Origin of the sequence: Streptomyces sp. E-08, from assembly GCF_049913095.1 — a bacterium.
Classification (GTDB): domain Bacteria; phylum Actinomycetota; class Actinomycetes; order Streptomycetales; family Streptomycetaceae; genus Streptomyces.
The window spans coordinates 4,279,975-4,298,994 of sequence record NZ_CP183971.1 but is presented as its reverse complement, the minus strand read 5'-3'; the positions used below and the strand labels follow the sequence as shown (position 1 = coordinate 4,298,994).

The 19,020-nt window shown below is 69.9% G+C and carries 19 protein-coding genes; 10 read left to right on the top strand and 9 right to left on the bottom strand.

Going from position 1 to position 19,020, the window contains the following annotated elements; translation table 11 throughout:
* Positions 1–40 precede the first annotated feature (40 nt).
* The 5 genes from ACN9MM_RS19705 (at position 41) to trxA (ending at position 4,882) form a co-directional block, all read left to right on the top strand.
* Complete coding sequence (locus ACN9MM_RS19705) at positions 41–1,735, top strand: protein kinase family protein (protein WP_426364851.1); 1,695 nt, start codon at positions 41–43, stop codon at positions 1,733–1,735.
* Between the two features lie 25 nt (positions 1,736–1,760).
* Entirely contained in the window at positions 1,761–2,462 is a 702-nt protein-coding gene (sigM, locus tag ACN9MM_RS19700) for an RNA polymerase sigma factor SigM (RefSeq protein ID WP_426364850.1), read from the top strand.
* Positions 2,459–3,397, top strand: a complete 939-nt coding sequence (locus tag ACN9MM_RS19695) for a hypothetical protein (RefSeq protein ID WP_426364849.1) — start codon at positions 2,459–2,461, stop codon at positions 3,395–3,397. The genes sigM and ACN9MM_RS19695 overlap by 4 nt, the downstream gene beginning before the upstream one ends.
* Positions 3,398–3,536: 139 nt before the next feature.
* On the top strand, positions 3,537–4,502 hold the full coding sequence (gene trxB / locus ACN9MM_RS19690) for a thioredoxin-disulfide reductase (RefSeq protein WP_383661585.1): 966 nt from the start codon (positions 3,537–3,539) through the stop codon (positions 4,500–4,502).
* A gap of 47 nt (positions 4,503–4,549) precedes the next feature.
* Positions 4,550–4,882, top strand: coding sequence for a thioredoxin (gene trxA, locus ACN9MM_RS19685; protein ID WP_382858075.1), 333 nt, complete (start codon positions 4,550–4,552; stop codon positions 4,880–4,882).
* A gap of 100 nt (positions 4,883–4,982) precedes the next feature.
* On the opposite strand, the gene ACN9MM_RS19680 is transcribed toward trxA, so the two are convergent.
* The 9 genes from ACN9MM_RS19680 to rpmH form a co-directional block, all read right to left on the bottom strand.
* Positions 4,983–5,600 carry a GNAT family N-acetyltransferase gene (locus tag ACN9MM_RS19680; protein ID WP_426364848.1) on the bottom strand — a complete coding sequence of 206 codons (618 nt, stop codon included), beginning with the start codon at positions 5,598–5,600 and terminating at the stop codon, positions 4,983–4,985.
* 163 nt (positions 5,601–5,763) lie between these two features.
* Entirely contained in the window at positions 5,764–6,804 is a 1,041-nt protein-coding gene (locus tag ACN9MM_RS19675) for a ParB/RepB/Spo0J family partition protein (protein ID WP_426364847.1), read from the bottom strand.
* On the bottom strand, positions 6,801–7,877 hold the full coding sequence (locus ACN9MM_RS19670) for a ParA family protein (RefSeq protein WP_426364846.1): 1,077 nt from the start codon (positions 7,875–7,877) through the stop codon (positions 6,801–6,803). Before ACN9MM_RS19670 ends, ACN9MM_RS19675 begins: the two co-directional genes overlap by 4 nt.
* 236 nt (positions 7,878–8,113) lie before the next feature.
* On the bottom strand, positions 8,114–8,830 hold the full coding sequence (gene rsmG, locus ACN9MM_RS19665) for a 16S rRNA (guanine(527)-N(7))-methyltransferase RsmG (protein ID WP_382858085.1): 717 nt from the start codon (positions 8,828–8,830) through the stop codon (positions 8,114–8,116).
* 118 nt (positions 8,831–8,948) lie between these two features.
* Positions 8,949–9,461: a protein jag gene (locus tag ACN9MM_RS19660; protein ID WP_426364845.1), complete on the bottom strand. Its 513-nt coding sequence runs from the start codon at positions 9,459–9,461 to the stop codon at positions 8,949–8,951.
* 35 nt (positions 9,462–9,496) lie between these two features.
* On the bottom strand, positions 9,497–10,813 hold the full coding sequence (gene yidC / locus ACN9MM_RS19655; RefSeq protein ID WP_426364844.1) for a membrane protein insertase YidC: 1,317 nt from the start codon (positions 10,811–10,813) through the stop codon (positions 9,497–9,499).
* A gap of 3 nt (positions 10,814–10,816) precedes the next feature.
* Entirely contained in the window at positions 10,817–11,143 is a 327-nt protein-coding gene (gene yidD, locus ACN9MM_RS19650) for a membrane protein insertion efficiency factor YidD (RefSeq protein WP_189804958.1), read from the bottom strand.
* On the bottom strand, positions 11,140–11,511 hold the full coding sequence (gene rnpA, locus ACN9MM_RS19645) for a ribonuclease P protein component (RefSeq protein WP_382858093.1): 372 nt from the start codon (positions 11,509–11,511) through the stop codon (positions 11,140–11,142). The genes yidD and rnpA overlap by 4 nt, the downstream gene beginning before the upstream one ends.
* Before the next feature lie 21 nt (positions 11,512–11,532).
* Complete coding sequence (gene rpmH, locus ACN9MM_RS19640) at positions 11,533–11,670, bottom strand: 50S ribosomal protein L34 (protein ID WP_007265229.1); 138 nt, start codon at positions 11,668–11,670, stop codon at positions 11,533–11,535.
* Between the two features lie 395 nt (positions 11,671–12,065).
* Between rpmH and dnaA the strand changes: the two genes are divergently transcribed.
* From dnaA to ACN9MM_RS19615, 5 genes are all read left to right on the top strand, one after another.
* Positions 12,066–13,826, top strand: a complete 1,761-nt coding sequence (dnaA, locus tag ACN9MM_RS19635; protein WP_426364843.1) for a chromosomal replication initiator protein DnaA — start codon at positions 12,066–12,068, stop codon at positions 13,824–13,826.
* Between the two features lie 980 nt (positions 13,827–14,806).
* Positions 14,807–15,937 (top strand): DNA polymerase III subunit beta, encoded by a 1,131-nt coding sequence (gene dnaN / locus ACN9MM_RS19630; protein ID WP_041130169.1) that lies wholly within the window; start codon positions 14,807–14,809, stop codon positions 15,935–15,937.
* A 119-nt stretch (positions 15,938–16,056) separates the two neighbouring features.
* Positions 16,057–16,935, top strand: a complete 879-nt coding sequence (gnd, locus tag ACN9MM_RS19625) for a phosphogluconate dehydrogenase (NAD(+)-dependent, decarboxylating) (RefSeq protein ID WP_026058396.1) — start codon at positions 16,057–16,059, stop codon at positions 16,933–16,935.
* Between the two features lie 59 nt (positions 16,936–16,994).
* Positions 16,995–18,116, top strand: coding sequence for a DNA replication/repair protein RecF (gene recF, locus ACN9MM_RS19620; RefSeq protein ID WP_426364842.1), 1,122 nt, complete (start codon positions 16,995–16,997; stop codon positions 18,114–18,116).
* A complete protein-coding gene (locus tag ACN9MM_RS19615) occupies positions 18,113–18,667 on the top strand; it encodes a DUF721 domain-containing protein (RefSeq protein WP_426364841.1) in 555 nt (184 codons plus the stop codon). Before recF ends, ACN9MM_RS19615 begins: the two co-directional genes overlap by 4 nt.
* Positions 18,668–19,020: the final 353 nt, after the last annotated feature.

Sequence of the window (19,020 nt, the reverse complement as noted above, 5' to 3'; positions counted from 1 at the left end):
TGTTGGATGTGGCGCAACGGATGGGGAGGCAGGAACGACGGTGGCGGAACGTAGCACGGCTGCCGTCGACGTGGCCGACAACAGCGGTGACGACCCGCTGACCGCCAAGGCGGACACGGCCGCGACCGACGGGGTGGCGGAAGATCAGAAGACGGCGGAGAAGACCGCCGAGGCCACGAAGAACAAGGCGGTCGAACGACAGGGCGGCGAACAGCCCTCCATCACGGCACCCGAACTGCACAGCGGCCACAAACTGGCCAGACGCTACCGGCTCGAGGAGTGCGTCACCCGTCTGGACGGCTTCAGCAGTTGGCGAGCCGTCGACGAGAAGCTGCGCCGCGCGGTCGGGGTCCACCTGCTGCCGGCCGACCATCCCAGAGCCCGGTCGGTCCTGGCCGCGGCCCGCTCCTCGGCCCTCCTGGGCGACCCCCGGTTCGTCCAGGTCCTCGACGCCGTCGAGGAGAACGACCTCGTGTACGTCGTGCACGAGTGGCTGCCGGACTCCACCGAACTGACCGCGCTGCTCGCGGCCGGCCCGCTGGAGCCCCACGACGCGTACCAACTCGTCAGCCAGGTCTCCCAGGCCATGGCCGCCGCCCACCGCGAGGGCCTCGCCCACCTCCGGCTGACCCCGAGCGCCGTCCTGCGGAGCTCCACCGGTCAATACCGGATCCGCGGCCTGGCCGTGAACGCCGCCCTGCGCGGCATCACCGCCGAGCGTCCGCAGCGCAGCGACACCGAGGCCATCGGCGCCCTGCTGTACGCCGCGCTGACCCAGCGCTGGCCGTACGACAGCGACGCCTACGGGCTCTCCGGCCTTCCCAAGGGCGTGGGGCTGCTGCCGCCGGACCAGGTCCGCGCCGGCGTCCACCGGGGCCTCTCCGAGATCGCCATGCGGGCGCTCGCCAACGACGGGGCCACCGCCTCGCGTCAGCTGCCGCCCTGCACGACTCCGGACGAGCTCGCCAAGGCCGTGGCGGCGATGCCCCGCGTCCGACCGCCGGAGCCCGAGTTCACCGCCCCGCCCGAGTACCAGCACACGACCTACCAGCAGGGCACCTACGGACGCCCCCAGCCGCGTCCCGTGATCACCCAGCCGCTCGTCGCACCCCCGCCGCCGCTGCAGAGCCGCACGGGCAAGGCGCTGAAGTGGGCCGTCTCGGCCCTGCTGATCGCCGCACTGGGACTCGGCAGCTGGCAGATCGCCGACCGGCTGCTCGCGCCCGACGGCACGAAGAACGAGCCTCCGGCCACCTCACCGACCGTCGACGAGAAGCCCGAGCCGCCGAAGCCGATAGCGATCTCGTCCGCCCAGGACTTCGACCCGTTCCCCGGGGGCAACGGCGAGGAGTACCCGGAGGCCGTGAAGAACGCCTTCGACGGTGATCCGGGCACCTTCTGGCACACCAAGAACTACGCCACCGCGAAGTTCGGCAACCAGAAGCCCGGCGTCGGGATCGTGCTGGACCTGGGCTCGGCCAAGAAGGTCAGCTCGGTCGACCTGTCGTTCGTCGGGCACACCTCGGTGGAGGTTCGTACGGCACCCGCCGACGCCTCCTCGGCGCCGTCCACGGCCGACGGGTTCACCACTCAGGCGTCCGGAGACGACAGCGATGTGAAGCTGAAACTCACCAAGCCGGTCACGACCCGCTACGTTCTGGTCTGGCTGACGGAGCTTCCCCTCACCGAGGGCGAGTTCCGCGGCCAGCTGACCGAAGTCAAGGTCATGGGCTGAGGACCACAGGGGAGGGGGCTCACCGTTGGACCGTCCGATAGACGCCGCAGACGACCAGGAACTCCTGGCACGTCATGTCGCCGGGGACCCCGACGCCTTCGGTGAGCTCGTGCGGCGCCACCGCGACCGACTGTGGGCGGTGGCGCTGCGGACCCTGGGGGACCGCGAGGAAGCCGCTGACGCCGTCCAGGACGCCCTGATCTCCGCCTTCCGGGCCGCCCATACCTTCCGCGGCCAGTCGGCCGTCACGACCTGGCTCCACCGCATCACGGTGAACGCCTGCCTCGACCGTGCGCGCAAGACCGCGTCCCGCAGGACCTCGCCCGTCGACGACACCGACCGCTTCGAGCAGCTCCTCGACCCGCACGAGTCGGCCGAGGCACCGGTGGAGCGCCAGGACCTCCACCGTCAGCTGCTCGCCGCGCTCGCCACGATCCCCGAGGACCAGCGCGCCGCCCTCGTCCTCGTCGACATGCAGGGATACCCGGTCGCGGAGGCGGCCCGTATCCTCGGCGTTCCCACCGGGACCGTGAAGAGCCGCTGCGCGCGCGGGCGGGCACGCCTCCTTCCGATGGTCACTCATCTGCGCGCCGACACCGTGGGTAACGAGGCCGTCGAAGGGGGAAGGAACCGGACGCCGGGGACATCCGTCCCACCGGTGCCGGGGCCGACGGATACCGGACCGACAGATCCAGCTGCTGTGAAGGGCGGAGGTGGGCGCACGTGACTTCCACGGCCGGCAAGGCCGACACCACACAGCACCCGGACGTCTCGGAGATCTCCGATCTGACCGAGGGGCTGCTCCCGCCGACCCGTTCGGCGGCCGTACGACGACACCTGGACGGCTGTCCCCTCTGCGCCGACGTACGGACCTCCCTGGAGGAGATCCGTGGCCTGCTCGGCACCTTGCCGGGCCCGCCCCGCATGCCCGCCGAGATCGCCGGGCGGATCGACGCCGCCCTGGCCGCGGAGGCCCTCCTCAACGCCACCTCCCCGGACAGCGACACCCCCGTTTCACGTGAAACATCGCGCTCCTCCGCCGGGACCACGTCTCCCTCCCCGACGTCCCCGGCCACGGACCGCCCTGCCGGACGCCCCCGTGCGGGTACAGGTCCCGGGCGCCCCGGCGCGCCCCGTCGTCGCCGGATCGCGCTGCTCTCCACGATCGGCGCCGCCTTCGCAGCCGCGGTGCTCGGCACGAGCCTCTACCTCAGCCAGGCGGGCAACGTGACCGCCGGCCGTGCGGACAGCGGCGCCAAGAAGGCCGACGCCCTCGCGAGCGCGCCCCTCAGTCCCTTCTCCGGTGCCCCCGTCGAGGACCGCGTCCACGCCCTCCTCACGGAGAGCCATGCACCGAAGACCCCCCAGGGGGTCGGGCCCGAATCCATGTCCGCCGAGACCGGTGGCGACACCTCCCGGCGCAACGGGGAGAACGCCGTCCCCGGCTGCGTTCTGGCCGGCACCGGCCGCACCGACGAGGTGCTGGGCCACGAGCGGGGCGAGTACCGGGGAACGCCCGCCTACCTGCTCGTCCTGTCGGATCCGGCGGACAGCACCCGGGTCCAGGCCTATGTGCTCGACGCCTCCTGCGCCGATCGGCCCACGGAGAGCGGAAGCCCGGCCGCCGACCTCCTGCTCAGCCAGACGTACCCTCGCTCCTGACCTCGCTCTTCGCCCGGCTCCGGTGCCGCGCGGCGGTCTCGGGAATGTACGCCCCTTAGGATCCGTTGGGTGGGGTGAGAGCGACCGAGACAACCGCCCCCGTAGGCAGTGGCAGTCTGCAGAGACGAGGAAGACACCCGTGAGCGACGTCCGTAACGTGATCATCATCGGCTCCGGGCCCGCGGGGTACACCGCGGCGCTCTACACGGCCCGAGCGTCGCTGAAGCCTCTGGTCTTCGAGGGAGCTGTCACCGCTGGTGGCGCCCTGATGAACACCACCGAGGTCGAGAACTTCCCCGGTTTCCGGGACGGGATCATGGGCCCGGACCTCATGGACAACATGCGGGCCCAGGCCGAGCGCTTCGGCGCCGAACTGGTTCCGGACGATGTCATCGCCGTGGACCTGACCGGTGACATCAAGACCGTCACCGACACCGCCGGAACCGTGCACCGCGCGAAGGCCGTCATCGTCACCACCGGCTCCCAGCACCGCAAGCTCGGCCTCCCCAACGAGGACGTGCTCTCCGGCCGCGGTGTCTCCTGGTGCGCCACCTGCGACGGGTTCTTCTTCAAGGACCAGGACATCGCTGTCGTCGGCGGCGGCGACACCGCGATCGAGGAGGCGACCTTCCTCTCGCGCTTCGCCAAGTCCGTCACGATCGTCCACCGCCGCGACACCCTGCGTGCCTCCAAGGCCATGCAGGAGCGCGCCTTCGCCGACCCGAAGATCTCCTTCGCCTGGGACAGCGAGGTCACCGAGATCCACGGTGAGCAGAAGCTCAGCGGCCTGACCCTGCGCGACACGAAGACCGGTGCGACCCGCGAGCTCGCCGTCACCGGCCTCTTCATCGCCGTGGGCCACGACCCGCGGACCGAGCTCTTCAAGGGCCAGCTGGACCTCGACGAGGAGGGCTACCTCAAGGTCGCCGCCCCGTCGACGCGCACGAACCTCACGGGTGTCTTCGGCGCCGGCGATGTCGTCGACCACACCTACCGTCAGGCCATCACGGCCGCCGGCACCGGCTGCTCCGCCGCCCTGGACGCCGAGCGCTTCCTGGCCGCCCTCGCCGACAGCGAGAAGCTGGCCGAGACCCCCGCGGTCTGACCCCCGTCTCTCCCCGCCCCACACCCCGCGAGATCAAGGAGGCCGTTGTGGCCCTGAAGACTGTGACCGACGCTTCCTTCGAAGAGGACGTCCTCAAGAGCGACAAGCCCGTCCTGGTGGACTTCTGGGCTGCCTGGTGCGGCCCGTGCCGCCAGATCGCCCCGTCGCTGGAGGCCATCGCCGCCGAGCACGGCGAGATCGAGGTCGTGAAGCTCAACATCGACGAGAACCCGGCCACGGCTGCCAAGTACGGCGTCATGTCGATCCCGACGCTCAACGTCTACCAGGGCGGCGAGGTCGTGAAGACCATCGTCGGCGCCAAGCCGAAGGCCGCCATCCTGCGCGACCTGGAGGGCTTCGTCGAGCCCGCCAAGGCCTGATGCTCGTCCCTCGTTTCACGTGAAACGAGCACGTGGACGTTTCACGTGAAACAGGAACGGCCCGTCCCCTACAGGGGGCGGGCCGTTCTCGTTCCCGAAGCTAGAGGGGCCGTAGGACAGGCTCCTTCTGCACGGCGCCCAGCAGGCGATCCAGGGCCATCTCGACGTCCTCCTTCCAGGAGAGCGTCGTCCTGAGCTCCAGCCTCAGCCGGGGGAAGGCGTGGTGCGGGCGGACGGTCTTGAAGCCCACCGCGAGGAGATGGTCGGCCGGCAGCACACAGGCCGGCTCCTTCCACCGGGCGTCCCCGAACGCCTCGATCGCCTTGAAGCCCCGCCTCATCACGTCCTTGGCGACGGTCTGCACCACCACACGCCCCAGCCCCTGCCCCTGATAGCCCGGCATGATCCACGCCGTCATCAACTGGACGGCGTCCGCCGCCACGGGACTCGTCGGAAAGGCCGTCGAACGTGGCACGTAGGCCGGGGGAGCGTAGAGGACGTAACCGACCGGCACCTCGTCGACGTAGACCACACGGCCGCAGGAGCCCCATTCCAGGAGAACGGCCGAGATCCAGGCCTCCTTCTCCAGCTCCGGGCGCCCCGACTTCACCGCCGCCTCACCGCTGACCGGGTCGAGCTCCCAGAAGACACAGGAGCGACACCGCTTGGGGAGATCCGGAAGGTTGTCCAGGGTGAGCGGTACGAGCCGACGCCCCACGGCTGCTCCTCGTTTCCCTCGCCATCGAGCACGGATACGCCATTCGGAATCGTATCGATCGGGCGATCGGGGCGATACCGCTCACAGGCAAAGGGCGGGCCGTGTTCCGGTGAAGACCGGAGCACGGCCCGCCCTGGGCGGCCTCAGCGAGCGGCGAGAGGGATCAGACCTCGGCGCTCTGGTCGGTGTTCTTCTGGTCCAGGACCCGTCCCTCGCCGGGAGCCAGGGTCGAGAGGATCCTCTCCAGGTCGTCCATCGAGGCGAACTCGACGACGATCTTGCCCTTCTTCTGCCCCAGGTCGACCTTCACCCGCGTCTCGAAGCGGTCCGAGAGACGGGAGGCGAGGTCCGTGAGCGCGGGCGAGACCCGGGCACCGGCACGCGGGCCCTTCGACTTGACCGCGGAGGCGGGCTCCTCGGAGCCCATGAGGCTCACGATCTCCTCGACGCTGCGGACCGACAGGCCCTCGGAGACGATCCGGTACGCCAGCTTGTCCTGGGCCTCCGGGTCCTCCACACCGAGCAGGGCCCGCGCGTGGCCGGCGGAGAGCACTCCGGCGGCGACCCGGCGCTGGACCGGCAGCGAGAGGCGCAGCAGGCGCAGCGTGTTGGAGATCTGCGGACGGGACCGCCCGATCCGCTCCGCGAGCTGGTCATGAGTGCAGCCGAAGTCCTTGAGCAGCTGCTCGTAGGCGTGAGCCTCTTCGATCGCGTTCAGCTGGGCCCGGTGGAGGTTCTCCAGGAGCGCGTCCAGGAGCATCTTCTCGTCGTCGGTGTCCCGGACGATCGCCGGGATCCGCTCGAGACCCGCCGTCGTCGACGCCCGCAGACGACGCTCGCCCATGACGAGCTCGTAGCGGTCGGCGTCGAGCTTGCGGACGACCACGGGCTGGAGGAGGCCGACCTCCTTGATGGAGGTGACGAGCTCCGCCAGCGCGTCCTCGTCGAAGATCTCACGAGGCTGATGCCGGTTGGGAACGATGGCATCGATCGGAAGCTCGGTGAAGTAGGCCCCGGACGGGGACTCGGGCAGGGCCACCGGCTCCGGCTCGTTCCACGTCGGCGTCGACTCGGGAGCCTGCGGGCTCTTCGGCAGCGTCGCCAGCTTCGCGGCGGCCACCCCTCGTTCCACCTGTCGTTCCTGGGGAGCAGCGGGAATCAGCGCACCGAGCCCACGCCCCAATCCCCTACGTCGCTCGCTCACTGGATCCCCTCCGACATGCTGCGCTGGTTGTTCTGGTGCCCTGTATGGGCGTGCTGCGGGTCGTAATGCACGGCGACCCCCCGCAGAGCGATCTCACGGGCCGCTTCGAGGTACGACAGGGCGCCGCTCGAGCCCGGGTCGTAGGTGAGGACCGTCTGCCCGTAGCTGGGCGCCTCGGAGATACGGACGGACCTCGGAATGCTGGTCCGCAGCACCTCCTCGGCGAAGTGGGTGCGCACCTCGTCGGCGACCTGGGAGGCGAGCCTCGTCCGGCCGTCGTACATGGTGAGCAGAATCGTCGAGACGTGGAGCGCCGGGTTGAGGTGCCCCCGGACCAGGTCGACGTTCCGCAGGAGCTGTCCGAGCCCCTCCAGCGCGTAGTACTCGCACTGGATCGGAATCAGTACCTCCGCGCCCGCCACCATGGCGTTGACCGTGAGGAGGCCGAGCGAGGGCGGGCAGTCGATCAGGATGTAGTCCAGCGGCTGCTCATAGGCCTGGATCGCCCGCTGCAGGCGGCTCTCACGCGCCACCAGCGACACCAGCTCGATCTCCGCGCCGGCGAGGTCGATGGTGGCGGGGGCACAGAAGAGGCCCTCGACGTCCATGACCGGCTGCACGACCTCGGAGAGCGGCCTGCTGTCCACGAGAACGTCGTAGATCGAGGGGACCTCGGCGTGGTGGTCGATGCCGAGCGCCGTCGAGGCATTGCCCTGCGGGTCCAGGTCGATGACGAGGACCCGGGCGCCGTGCAGGGCCAGGGACGCGGCAAGGTTGACCGTCGTGGTCGTCTTGCCCACGCCGCCCTTCTGATTGGCGACGACCATCACGCGCGTCTGTGCCGGGCGGGGAAGTCCCTCACCGGCACGACCCAGCGCCTCTACTGCCAGCTGGGCAGCACGGCCGATGGGGGTGTCGTCCATCGGGGGCGGTGTTTCACGTGAAACATCCTCCCCCACCGATTCGGTTCGGGGACCGGGGACCGGATCGGTCATCGGTCCCGCGATGTTGGCGTCGGACCGCAAGGATTCACTCTCCTCGGCTTCAGGCTCGCGATGAGCAGAGCCTGCCATGCTTTCGGGGTCGTGAACCAGCGAGGTCGGTGGTTCTGTGGGTGAATCCACCTCTGTGGACAACTCCGTAACCCTCACGGGTGGCTTCACGCGGGGTCTACGGTCCCGGGGCGTGGCAGCCGCGCGACCGCGGCTGATGATCCCCTGCAGCAGTGAGCGACGTTTCACGTGAAACACCATGCCCCTGCCGCCCGGCCGGGACCGGTCGACACTCCGAAATGGGACGTATGCGACGCTCAGCGGCGCCGACGGGTCTTGCTCGTACGGGCGGCCTTGGCCCGCTTGGCCGCGAACCGCACGCCACCGGGGCTCTCGCCGACCTCCACGCGGACGACCGTCGACATCGGGTCGACGATGCCCTCGCCGACCTGAAGGATCTGGGTCCCCACCACGCCGAGCCGGGAGAGCGCGGCGCGAGCACCGTCGATCTCCTCCTGGGCGGTGTCGCCCTTGAGCGCCAGCATCTCTCCGTACGGACGCAGCAGGGGAACGCCCCAGCCGGCCAGGCGGTCGAGCGGGGCCACGGCGCGGGCGGTCACCACGTGCACGGGCGTGATCTTGCCGAGCATCTCCTCGGCACGTCCCCGGGCCACGGTCACATGGTCGAGGCCGAGCAGCTCCACGACCTCCTGGAGGAAGTTCGTCCTGCGCAGGAGCGGCTCCAGGAGCGTGATCTTCAGGTCGGGCCGGACCAGGGCCAGGGGGATACCGGGGAGACCGGCGCCCGAGCCCACGTCGCAGACGGTGACGCCCTCGGGGACGACCTCCGAGAGGACGGCGCAGTTCAGCAGGTGGCGTTCCCAGAGACGAGGGACCTCGCGCGGGCCGATCAGACCGCGCTTCACACCCGCGTCCGCGAGGAGCTCCGCGTACCGCACGGCCTCCGGGAAGTACTCGCCGAAGACTGTCCGCGCCTGCTCCGGCGCCTCGGGGAGCTCCGCTGCCTCCGTCACGGGAACCGTCCTTCCGTACCGCACGCCCGGCGTGCGAGCGCGCTGTGGTGGCTGACTATCAAGGCTGACAAAGATCGGCCCCGCCTGCGAACAGACGGGGCCGACACTACGTGAGGGGTCAGGCCGGGAGCACGACGACGAAGCGCTGCGGCTCCTCGCCCTCGGACTCGCTGCGCAGACCGGCGGCGGCGATCGCGTCGTGCACGACCTTGCGCTCGAACGGCGTCATCGGGTCCAGCTTGACCGGCTCACCGGTGGACTTCACCTCGGCCGCGGCCTTGGCGCCCAGCTCGGCGAGCTCGGCGCGCTTCTTGGCCCGGAAGCCGGCGATGTCGAGCATCAGGCGGCTGCGGTCACCGGTCTCGCGGTGCACGGCCAGCCGGGTCAGCTCCTGGAGGGCCTCCAGGACCTCGCCGTCGCGGCCCACGAGCTTCTGCAGGTCGCGGCTGCTGGAGTCGCTGATGATCGAGACCGCGGCCCGGTCCGCCTCGACGTCCATGTCGATGTCGCCGTCGAGGTCGGCGATGTCGAGCAGGCCCTCGAGGTAGTCGGCCGCGATCTCACCCTCCTGCTCCAGGCGGGTCAGGGTGTCGCCACCCTCGGCGGCGGCGGAGGTGGTGCCTTCCGTCACGGATGGACTCCTTCTTGCTTCTGGGAGGGGAGGGCTTACTTCTTGGAGGACGGGTGCTTGGGCCGCTGCTGGCCCTTGCGCTGCCCCTGACCGGACTTGCCCTGACGGGAGCCGCCGGAGTTGGCACGGCTCGGACGCTGCGGCTTGTCGGCCTGCGTCTCGTCCTTGGCCTCGGTCGTAGTCGGGTCCTGAAGCTTCTTCTCGAGCGAGGTGGTCGCCTCTTCGGCGGCCGGCTCGGAGTCTTCCTCGGTGTCCTTCGCCACGGACGGCTGGGCCGCGGAGGCCTGGCGCTGGGCCTTGGTCTGGCGCTTGGGCTGCTGACGCTTGGCTGCGGCACCGCCCTCGGCCTCGGCCTCGAGGGTGTCGCTCTTGATCACGGTGCCGTCGGCCTGGGCGGCGAAGCCGGCCTTGGAGAGGCCCACGAAGAAGCGGCGCTCGTTCTCGTTGCGGTCGCTGCCCTTGGCGACGATCACCTTGACGATGTTCTTCCGGCGACGGCCGCGAACCTCACCGTGCTGCGTGACGCTCTTCAGCAGGCGCTGCAGGTAGGAGTCCTGAGCCTTGCTGCCCGGGGTCGGGTTCTGGTTGATCACGTACATCTGCTGGCCCATGGTCCACACGTTGGTGGTCAGCCAGTAGACGAGGACACCGACGGGGAAGTTGATACCCATGACGGCGAAGATCACCGGGAAGATGTACATGAGCATCTTCTGCTGCTGCATGTACGGGGTCTTCACCGAGAGGTCGACGTTCTTCATCATCAGCTGGCGCTGGGTGAAGAACTGCGAGGCCGACATCATGATGATCATGACCGCGGTGACGATGCGGACCGAGGTCAGCGAGGCGTCGAGAGCGGCGACCTCAGCGGCGGAGTCCGTGAACTTCGCGGCCAGCGGGGCGCCGAAGATGTGCGCCTGGCGGGCGCTCGCGAGCAGCGGCTCGTCGATGACGCCGATCGTCTTGCCCGAGGCGATCGCGGAGAGCACGTGGTACAGGGCGAAGAAGAACGGCGACTGCGCCAGGATGGGAAGGCACGAGGAGAGCGGGTTAGTACCCGTCTCCTTGTACAGCTTCATCATCTCTTCGGACTGACGCTGCTTGTCGCTCTTGTAGCGCTCCTGGATCGCCTTCATCTTCGGCTGGAGCGCCTGCATGTTCCGCGTCGACTTGATCTGCTTGACGAACAGCGGGATCAGACAGATACGGATCAGCACCACGAGGGACACGATGGACAGGCCCCAGGCCCAGCCCGTGTCGGGGCCGAAGATCGCCCCGTACACCTTGTGGAACTGGACGATGACCCAGGAAACGGGCCAGGTGATGAAGCTGAACAGACTGGCAATCGTGTCCACTAATCAGGCTCCTTGAGCATTGGGCGAGGTCTCGGTGGCCGGGCTCGTCTCGGCGGTGGACCCGCCCTTGTCGCCACGCAGCGCGTTCCGCAGCATCTCGTGCCAGCGGGGGCGCTTGCGCGCGGGGACGTGATCCACACCGCCGGGCGACCACGGGTTGCACCGCAGGATGCGCCAGGCGGTCAGGGCCGTGCCCTTGATCGCGCCATGCCGGTCGATGGCCGTGAATCCGTAGTGGGAACACGACGGGTAGTACCGGCAGACGGGGCCCAGAAGAGGGCTGATCGTCCACTGGTACAGCTTGATGAGAGCCAGCAGCGGGTACTTCATCGCGTGCCCCCTCCCAGCAGCCGCTGGAGAGCGGCGTCCAGGTCTCGGGCCAGCTGTGCGTGTTCGGCGTCGCCGGCTCCGGGCAACGCCCGTACGACCACCAGGCTACCGGGGGGCAGCTCGGCGAGACGGTCGCGGACGAGATGGCGCAGGCGTCGCTTGACCTGGTTGCGTACCACCGCACCGCCCACGGCTTTGCTCACGACGAAACCCGCACGCGTCGGGGGAGCGCTCTCCCCAGGCGCGTGCGGGTCCGTGGCACCGCTGCGTAGGTGGACGACGAGGAGCGGGCGACCAGCCCGGCGACCTCGGCGTACCGCGGTTGCGAAGTCCTCGCGCCGCCTCAGCCGATTCTCGGTAGGCAGCACGTCATGACCTGTTTAAGTGGATCAGGCGGACAGCGCCGAGCGACCCTTGGAACGGCGGTTCGCAAGGATGGCGCGACCGGCGCGCGTACGCATGCGCAGGCGGAAGCCGTGGGTCTTGGCGCGACGACGGTTGTTCGGCTGGAAGGTGCGCTTGCTCACTCGGGGGCTCCAGAAATGATTCGTAGATGGCGGGACATCGCCTGGCTGTCACCGTGCGCCCACGAGTAGCTCGCAATACGCCCGAGTGCACCGCTTCACGATCACAGACCGTGATCTTTGCCCATCGGAGGCAGGCGGCAGCAGCCATCGACAACTCGACCTGGTTACGGTACGCGCGGCTACGCCATCCGGTCAAACCGACCTGTCGCCACCTCCCATTGTGCACAGGCTGTGGACAAAACTTGAACCACGTCATCCGGCCCGACTACCGTGGACGGTCTCCACAATCTTTTGCCGTTCTGTCCCACCTGTCCTCAACGGACCCGTCCTCACGGACTTCGACCCACTGTCCCCGAGAACCACACCATCGTGGGACCTGCGAGAAAGCGTGCCCTGTGGCTGACGTACCTGCTGATCTTGCCGCAGTGTGGCCACGCGTCCTCGAGCAGCTGCTCGCCGAGGGCCAGCAGGGGATCGAGCCCAAGGACAAGCAGTGGATCGAGCGCTGCCAGCCGCTCGCCCTGGTCGCGGACACGGCCCTGCTCGCCGTTCCCAACGAGTGGGGCAAGCGGGTCCTGGAGGGCCGGCTCGCCCCGCTGATCAGCGAGACCCTCAGCCGTGAGTGCGGCCGGCCGATCCGGATCGCGATCACCGTCGACGACTCCGTCGGCGAGCCGACGCCGCCGGCGCCCCCGGCGCAGCAGCCCCGCTACGACGAGCGCGCCCAGCCCGAGCCGTACGAGAAGTACGACGGCTACGGCCACCGGCCGATGCCCGACGACGGCCTGCCCACCGCGCGCCCGGCCTACCCGGACTACCAGCAGCCGCAGCGGCCGGACCCCGGCGCCTGGCCGCGCACCCAGGAGGACCTCTCCTGGCAGCAGCCGCGGCTCGGCGGTTACCAGGAGCGCGCGCCCTACACGGGTCCGGAGCAGTCCCGGCAGACCCGTTACGACGAGCCCGCCCGCGGCTACGAGCAGCAGCGGCCGGAGCGCGCCGAGCTGCCCGACCCCCAGAACCACGGTCCCCGTCCGGGGCCGCGTCCCGGCGGTCCGGGCGGTGTGCCGGGCGGCGGTCACGGCTCCTCGTCCTCCGGGCAGGGCGCCGGCGCTCCGGGCGAGCAGCACGCGCGGCTGAACCCCAAGTACCTCTTCGACACCTTCGTCATCGGTTCCTCGAACCGGTTCGCGCACGCGGCGGCCGTCGCGGTGGCCGAGGCGCCGGCGAAGGCGTACAACCCGCTCTTCATCTACGGGGAGTCGGGCCTCGGCAAGACCCACCTGCTGCACGCGATCGGGCACTACGCGCGGAGCCTCTACCCGGGCACGCGCGTGCGGTACGTGAGCTCCGAGGAGTTCACCAACGAGTTCATCAACTCGATCCGCGACGGCAAGGGCGACGCCTTCCGCAAGCGCTACCGCGATGTGGACATCCTGCTCGTCGACGACATCCAGTTCCTCGCGAGCAAGGAGTCGACGCAGGAGGAGTTCTTCCACACCTTCAACACCCTGCACAACGCGAACAAGCAGATCGTGCTGTCCTCGGACCGGCCGCCCAAGCAGCTGGTCACCCTGGAGGACCGGCTCCGCAACCGCTTCGAGTGGGGACTGACCACCGATGTGCAGCCGCCGGAGCTGGAGACGCGCATCGCGATCCTCCGCAAGAAGGCGGTGCAGGAGCAGCTCAACGCCCCGCCGGAGGTGCTGGAGTTCATCGCCTCCCGGATCTCGCGGAACATCCGCGAGCTGGAGGGCGCGCTGATCCGGGTGACGGCCTTCGCGAGCCTCAACCGGCAGCCGGTGGACCTCGGGCTCACCGAGATCGTCCTCAAGGACCTGATCCCCGGCGGCGAGGACAGCTCGCCGGAGATCACCGCTCCCGCGATCATGGCGGCCACCGCCGACTACTTCGGCCTGACGGTGGAGGACCTCTGTGGATCCTCGCGCAGTCGTGTCCTGGTGACGGCCCGGCAGATCGCCATGTACCTGTGCCGCGAGCTCACGGACCTGTCACTCCCCAAGATCGGCGCGCAGTTCGGTGGCCGTGACCACACGACGGTGATGCACGCGGACCGGAAGATCCGTGCCCTGATGGCGGAGCGGCGCTCCATCTACAACCAGGTCACCGAGCTCACGAACCGCATCAAGAACGGCTGACACAGGCCGGCCGTCGAGCCGGGCATTCCAAGGCCTCAGAAGGGCGCTCCGGGACACCTCCCGGGGCGCCCTTCGGCGTTCCCGGGGGCCGTCGGCGCGCTGCGAACGGGCCGCACCCACACCCTGCGAACGGGCCGCACGCACGCTGCGAACAGGCCGCACACACGCTGCGAACAGGCCACGCAGACGCTGCGAACCGGCCGCCGACGCGCTCCGGACGGGCCGCGCGAGCGCTGGGGACGAACGGGGGACGGGCGCCCGCTGTTCGATTACTCCGTTCCGGTGGCAGGTTCTCCACAGATTGGGGGATGATCTCCCGTCCACAGGGTGGGGACTGTCGAGTTATCCGGACTGTGTCCACAGGCAGGCCTGGTGACAGATCATCACCCCAGGTCAGACCCTTGTGGAATTGTTGGCAAACGATCTCCACAGGCTGTGGATGAATCTTTCGTCCACAGGGGGCCCCGAAGGTTGTCCACCGGCTGCCCACAGGGGGCGGCCGGTTGCCCACAGCTTCTCCACACCGCTGTCCACTGTTCGGCAACGAAACACCCCCGCTCACTGGCCCGAGTGAAAGCGGTCACACCAAGGGAGACGTTTGGGCTGTGGGGAACCTGGGGAAAGCTGGGGACAGCGCTGGGGAGAACTCCCCATGGCCTGTGTACCGGGTGTGCAGAACTTTCGGGTGTCCACAGAAACCCCCGGTTGTCCACGGGCTCCACCCACAGGGTCGGTGGACAAAAAACCGGGCCTGACCTGCGGAAACGACGTTATCCACGGTTTCCACAGGCCCTACTACTACTCCCACATAGAGTTAGCCCGGAATTCGCTTCGAAGTGGGACGTGTGGACAACTCGGCGCCGGAGCTCCGACGCGCTCTTGTCGCGACTTGACCCCGAGCAGCACCGAGTGTCGGTGGCGTACGTCAGACTGGTTCCCGCAGTCGACGAAGAGCCAGCAACAAGCAGGAGGCGGTTCCGGTGAAGATCCGGGTGGAGCGCGACGTACTTGCCGAGGCGGTGGCCTGGGTGGCCCGCAGCCTCCCGGCCCGTCCGCCGGCGCCCGTGCTCGCAGGCCTTCTGCTGAAGGCCGAGGACGGCGCCCTGAGCTTCTCGAGCTTCGACTACGAGGTCTCCGCCCGGGTCTCCGTCGAGGCCGAGGTGGAGGAGGACGGCACCGTCCTCGTCTCCGGCCGGCTGCTCGCCGACATCTGCCGCGCCCTCCCCAACCGTCCCGTGGAGATCTCCACAGACGGTGTACGGGCGACCGTGGTCTGCGGCTCCTCCCGCTTCACCCTCCACACCCTGCCTGTGGAGGAGTACCCGGCGCTGCCGGAGATGCCCACCGCGACCGGCACCGTCCCCGGTGAGGTCTTCGCCTCCGCCGCCGCGCAGGTCGCCATCGCCGCCGGCCGTGACGACACGCTGCCCGTCCTCACCGGTGTGCGCATCGAGATCGAGGGCGACACCGTCACCCTGGCCTCCACCGACCGCTACCGCTTCGCGGTCCGCGAGTTCCTGTGGAAGCCGGAGTCCCCGGACGCCTCCGCGGTCGCCCTGGTGCCCGCGAAGACCCTCCTGGACACCGCCAAGGCGCTCACCAGCGGCGACACGGTGACCCTCGCGCTCTCCGGCTCCGGCAAGGGCGAGGGCCTCATCGGCTTCGAGGGCGCGGGCCGCCGCACCACCACCCGTCTCCTGGAGGGCGACCTCCCGAAGTACCGGACGCTCTTCCCGACCGAGTTCAACTCGGTCGCGGTGATCGAGACCGCCCCCTTCGTCGAGGCCGTGAAGCGCGTGGCCCTGGTGGCCGAGCGCAACACCCCGGTCCGGCTGAGCTTCGAGCAGGGCGTGCTGATCCTGGAGGCCGGTTCCAGCGACGACGCACAGGCTGTGGAGCGGGTCGACGCGCAGCTGGACGGCGACGACATCTCGATCGCCTTCAACCCGACCTTCCTGCTGGACGGCCTGAGCGCGATCGACTCCCCGGTCGCCCAGCTCTCCTTCACGACCTCCACCAAGCCGGCGCTGCTGAGCGGCAAGCCCGCGCTCGACGCCGAGGCGGACGAGGCGTACAAGTACCTGATCATGCCGGTGCGGCTGTCCGGCTGAGCGGCTGACAGCGCTCCCCGGGGGTCGTCGCCTGAGCGGCCGACCCCACAGGTGTGCACCCGGGTCCGGGCGTAGGCTCGGACCCGGGTAAACCGCACACGACGCTTAAGGAATCTCTGATGGAGCTCGGTCTCGTCGGTCTCGGCAAGATGGGCGGCAACATGCGTGAGCGCATCCGCCGCGCAGGCCACACCGTCATCGGATACGACCGCAACCCGGACCTCGCCGATGTCCACAGCCTGGAAGAGCTTGTGGGCAAGCTCAAGGGTCCGCGCGTCGTGTGGGTCATGGTCCCGGCCGGTGCCGCGACCCAGTCCACCATCGACGAGCTGGCCGACCTGCTCTCCCCCGGCGACATCGTCGTGGACGGCGGGAACTCGCGCTGGACGGACGACGAGAAGCACGCCGAGGAGCTCGCCGCCAAGGGCATCGGCTTCGTCGACTGCGGCGTCTCCGGCGGCGTCTGGGGCCTGGAGAACGGCTACGCGCTGATGTACGGCGGCTCCGCCGAGGACGTGGCGCGGGTCCAGCCGATCTTCGACGCACTGAAGCCCGAGGGCGAGTTCGGCTCGGTCCACGCGGGCAAGGTCGGCGCCGGCCACTTCGCGAAGATGGTCCACAACGGCATCGAGTACGCAATGATGCAGGCCTACGCCGAGGGCTGGGAGCTCCTGGAGAAGGTCGACTCCGTCACCGACGTGCGCGAGGTCTTCCGCTCCTGGCAGGAGGGCACGGTCATCCGTTCCTGGCTGCTCGACCTCGCGGTGAACGCGCTGGACGAGGACGAGCACCTGGACAAGCTGCGGGGCTACGCGTCGGACTCCGGCGAGGGCCGGTGGACGGTCGAGGCCGCCATCGACAACGCGGTCCCGCTCCCGGCGATCACCGCCTCGCTGTTCGCGCGGTTCGCCTCCCGTCAGGACGACTCCCCGCAGATGAAGATGATCGCCGCGCTGCGCAACCAGTTCGGTGGCCACGCGGTCGAGACGAAGAAGTAATCCACAGGCTGTGCACCCCGCGGTGCACAGCCGCCGGGGGAAGAAGGTCGGCGCCCACCATGCACGTCACGCACCTCTCGCTGGCCGACTTCCGCTCCTACGCCCGGGTCGAGGTCCCGCTCGACCCGGGCGTCACCGCTTTCGTGGGCGCGAACGGCCAGGGCAAGACCAATCTGGTCGAGGCCGTCGGCTACCTCGCGACCCTGGGCAGCCACCGCGTCGCCTCCGACGCCCCCCTCGTCCGGATGGGGGCGGAGCGCGCGGTCGTCCGGGCCGCCGTCACACAGGGCGAGCGCTCCCAGCTGATCGAGCTGGAGCTCAACCCGGGCCGGGCCAACCGGGCCCGTATCAACAGGTCCTCGCAGGTCAGACCGCGTGACGTCCTCGGCATCGTACGAACCGTGCTGTTCGCCCCCGAGGACCTGGCGCTGATCAAGGGCGACCCCGGCGAGCGCCGGCGCTTCCTCGACGAGCTGATCACGGCGCGCACGCCGCGCATGGCGGGCGTGCGCTCCGACTACGAGCGCGTGCTCAAGCAGCGCAACACCCTCCTGAAGTCCGCGGCGATGGCCCGGCGCCACGGCGGCCGCGGCATGGACCTGTCGACCCTGGACGTGTGGGACCAGCACCTGGCCAGGGCCGGCGCCGAGCTGCTCGCCCAGCGCCTGGACCTCATCGGCGTACTGCAGCCGCTCGCCGACAAGGCCTACGACCAGCTCGCCCCCGGCGGCGGACCGATTCTGCTGGAGTACCGGCCGTCCGCGCCGGGCGCCGGGCACACCCGCGAGGAGCTGTACGAGCAGCTGATCGCCGCCCTCGCAGAGGTCCGCAAGCAGGAGATCGAGCGGGGCGTCACCCTCGTCGGACCCCACCGGGACGAGCTGCTCCTGAAGCTCGGCGACCTCCCCGCGAAGGGGTACGCCAGCCATGGCGAGTCCTGGTCGTACGCGCTGGCGCTGCGCCTGGCCTCGTACGACCTGCTGCGCTCCGAGGGCAACGAGCCGGTGCTCGTCCTCGACGACGTCTTCGCCGAACTGGACGCGCGACGGCGCGAGCGGCTCGCGGAGCTGGTGGCGCCCGGCGAGCAGGTGCTCGTCACGGCGGCGGTGGACGACGACGTCCCGGGCGTGCTCGCGGGCACGCGGTACGCCGTGGCCGGAGGAACGGTGGAACGGGTATGAGCGACGGATCCTCTCCCCAGCCTGTGGACAAGCCGGCCGTCCCCGAGTCCTCGGGCGTCGACCTCGCGCGGGTCGCGCTGCGCGCCGCCAAGGAGCAGGCGAAGGCGCGGGGCGCGGCGGCGGCGCAGAAGAAGCAGGCCCGGCGCGGCGGCGGGCTGCGCTCCGGCGCGCGCGCCGACGGACGCGACCCGATGGCGCTGGGCGCCGCGATCAACCGGCTGATCACCGAGCGGGGCTGGGAGACCCCGGCGGCGGTCGGCGGGGTCATGGGCCGCTGGCCGCAGATCGTCGGCGAGGACCTGGCGAAGCACTGCGTACCGCTGAAGTTCGACGACGAGCCGGACGCGCGGGTGCTGACGGTGCAGTGCGACTCGACGGCCTGGGCGACGCAGCTGCGGCTGCTCGCGCCGACGCTGGTCGCCCGGCTCAACGAGGACCTGGGGCACGGGACCGTGCGGATGATCAAGGTCCTGGGGCCGGGTGCGCCCCGGCGCGGGTACGGGCCGCTGCGTGCGCCCGGGTCGGTGGGGCCCGGAGACACGTACGGGTAGTACGGGGTGGTCTCCGGGGTGCGGGTCCAGGCAGAGGGCGCCGCGCGGGTCGGCCGTGCCCACCCTCCCCGGGCTTCGTCCGGCCCGGGTCGGTCGTGCCCACCCTCCCCGGGCTCCGTCCGGCGACCCCAGCGCCCTGCGGAACGCGTGCCCACTGGCCGTCACAGCTCGAAGCGCTGGGTGGCCGTCAGAGGGCTCTGAAGCCCCTATCCGGATATGGGGAGTCGTCTCGCGCCCGCTCAGGGCGGCACATGCGCATTCAGGTACCGGCAAACCCCCATGAGTGTCGGTGGTACCGGTAGACTGGGAGACAATCCCGCCACCCTGCGGAACATGTCGAACGACGCAGCCGC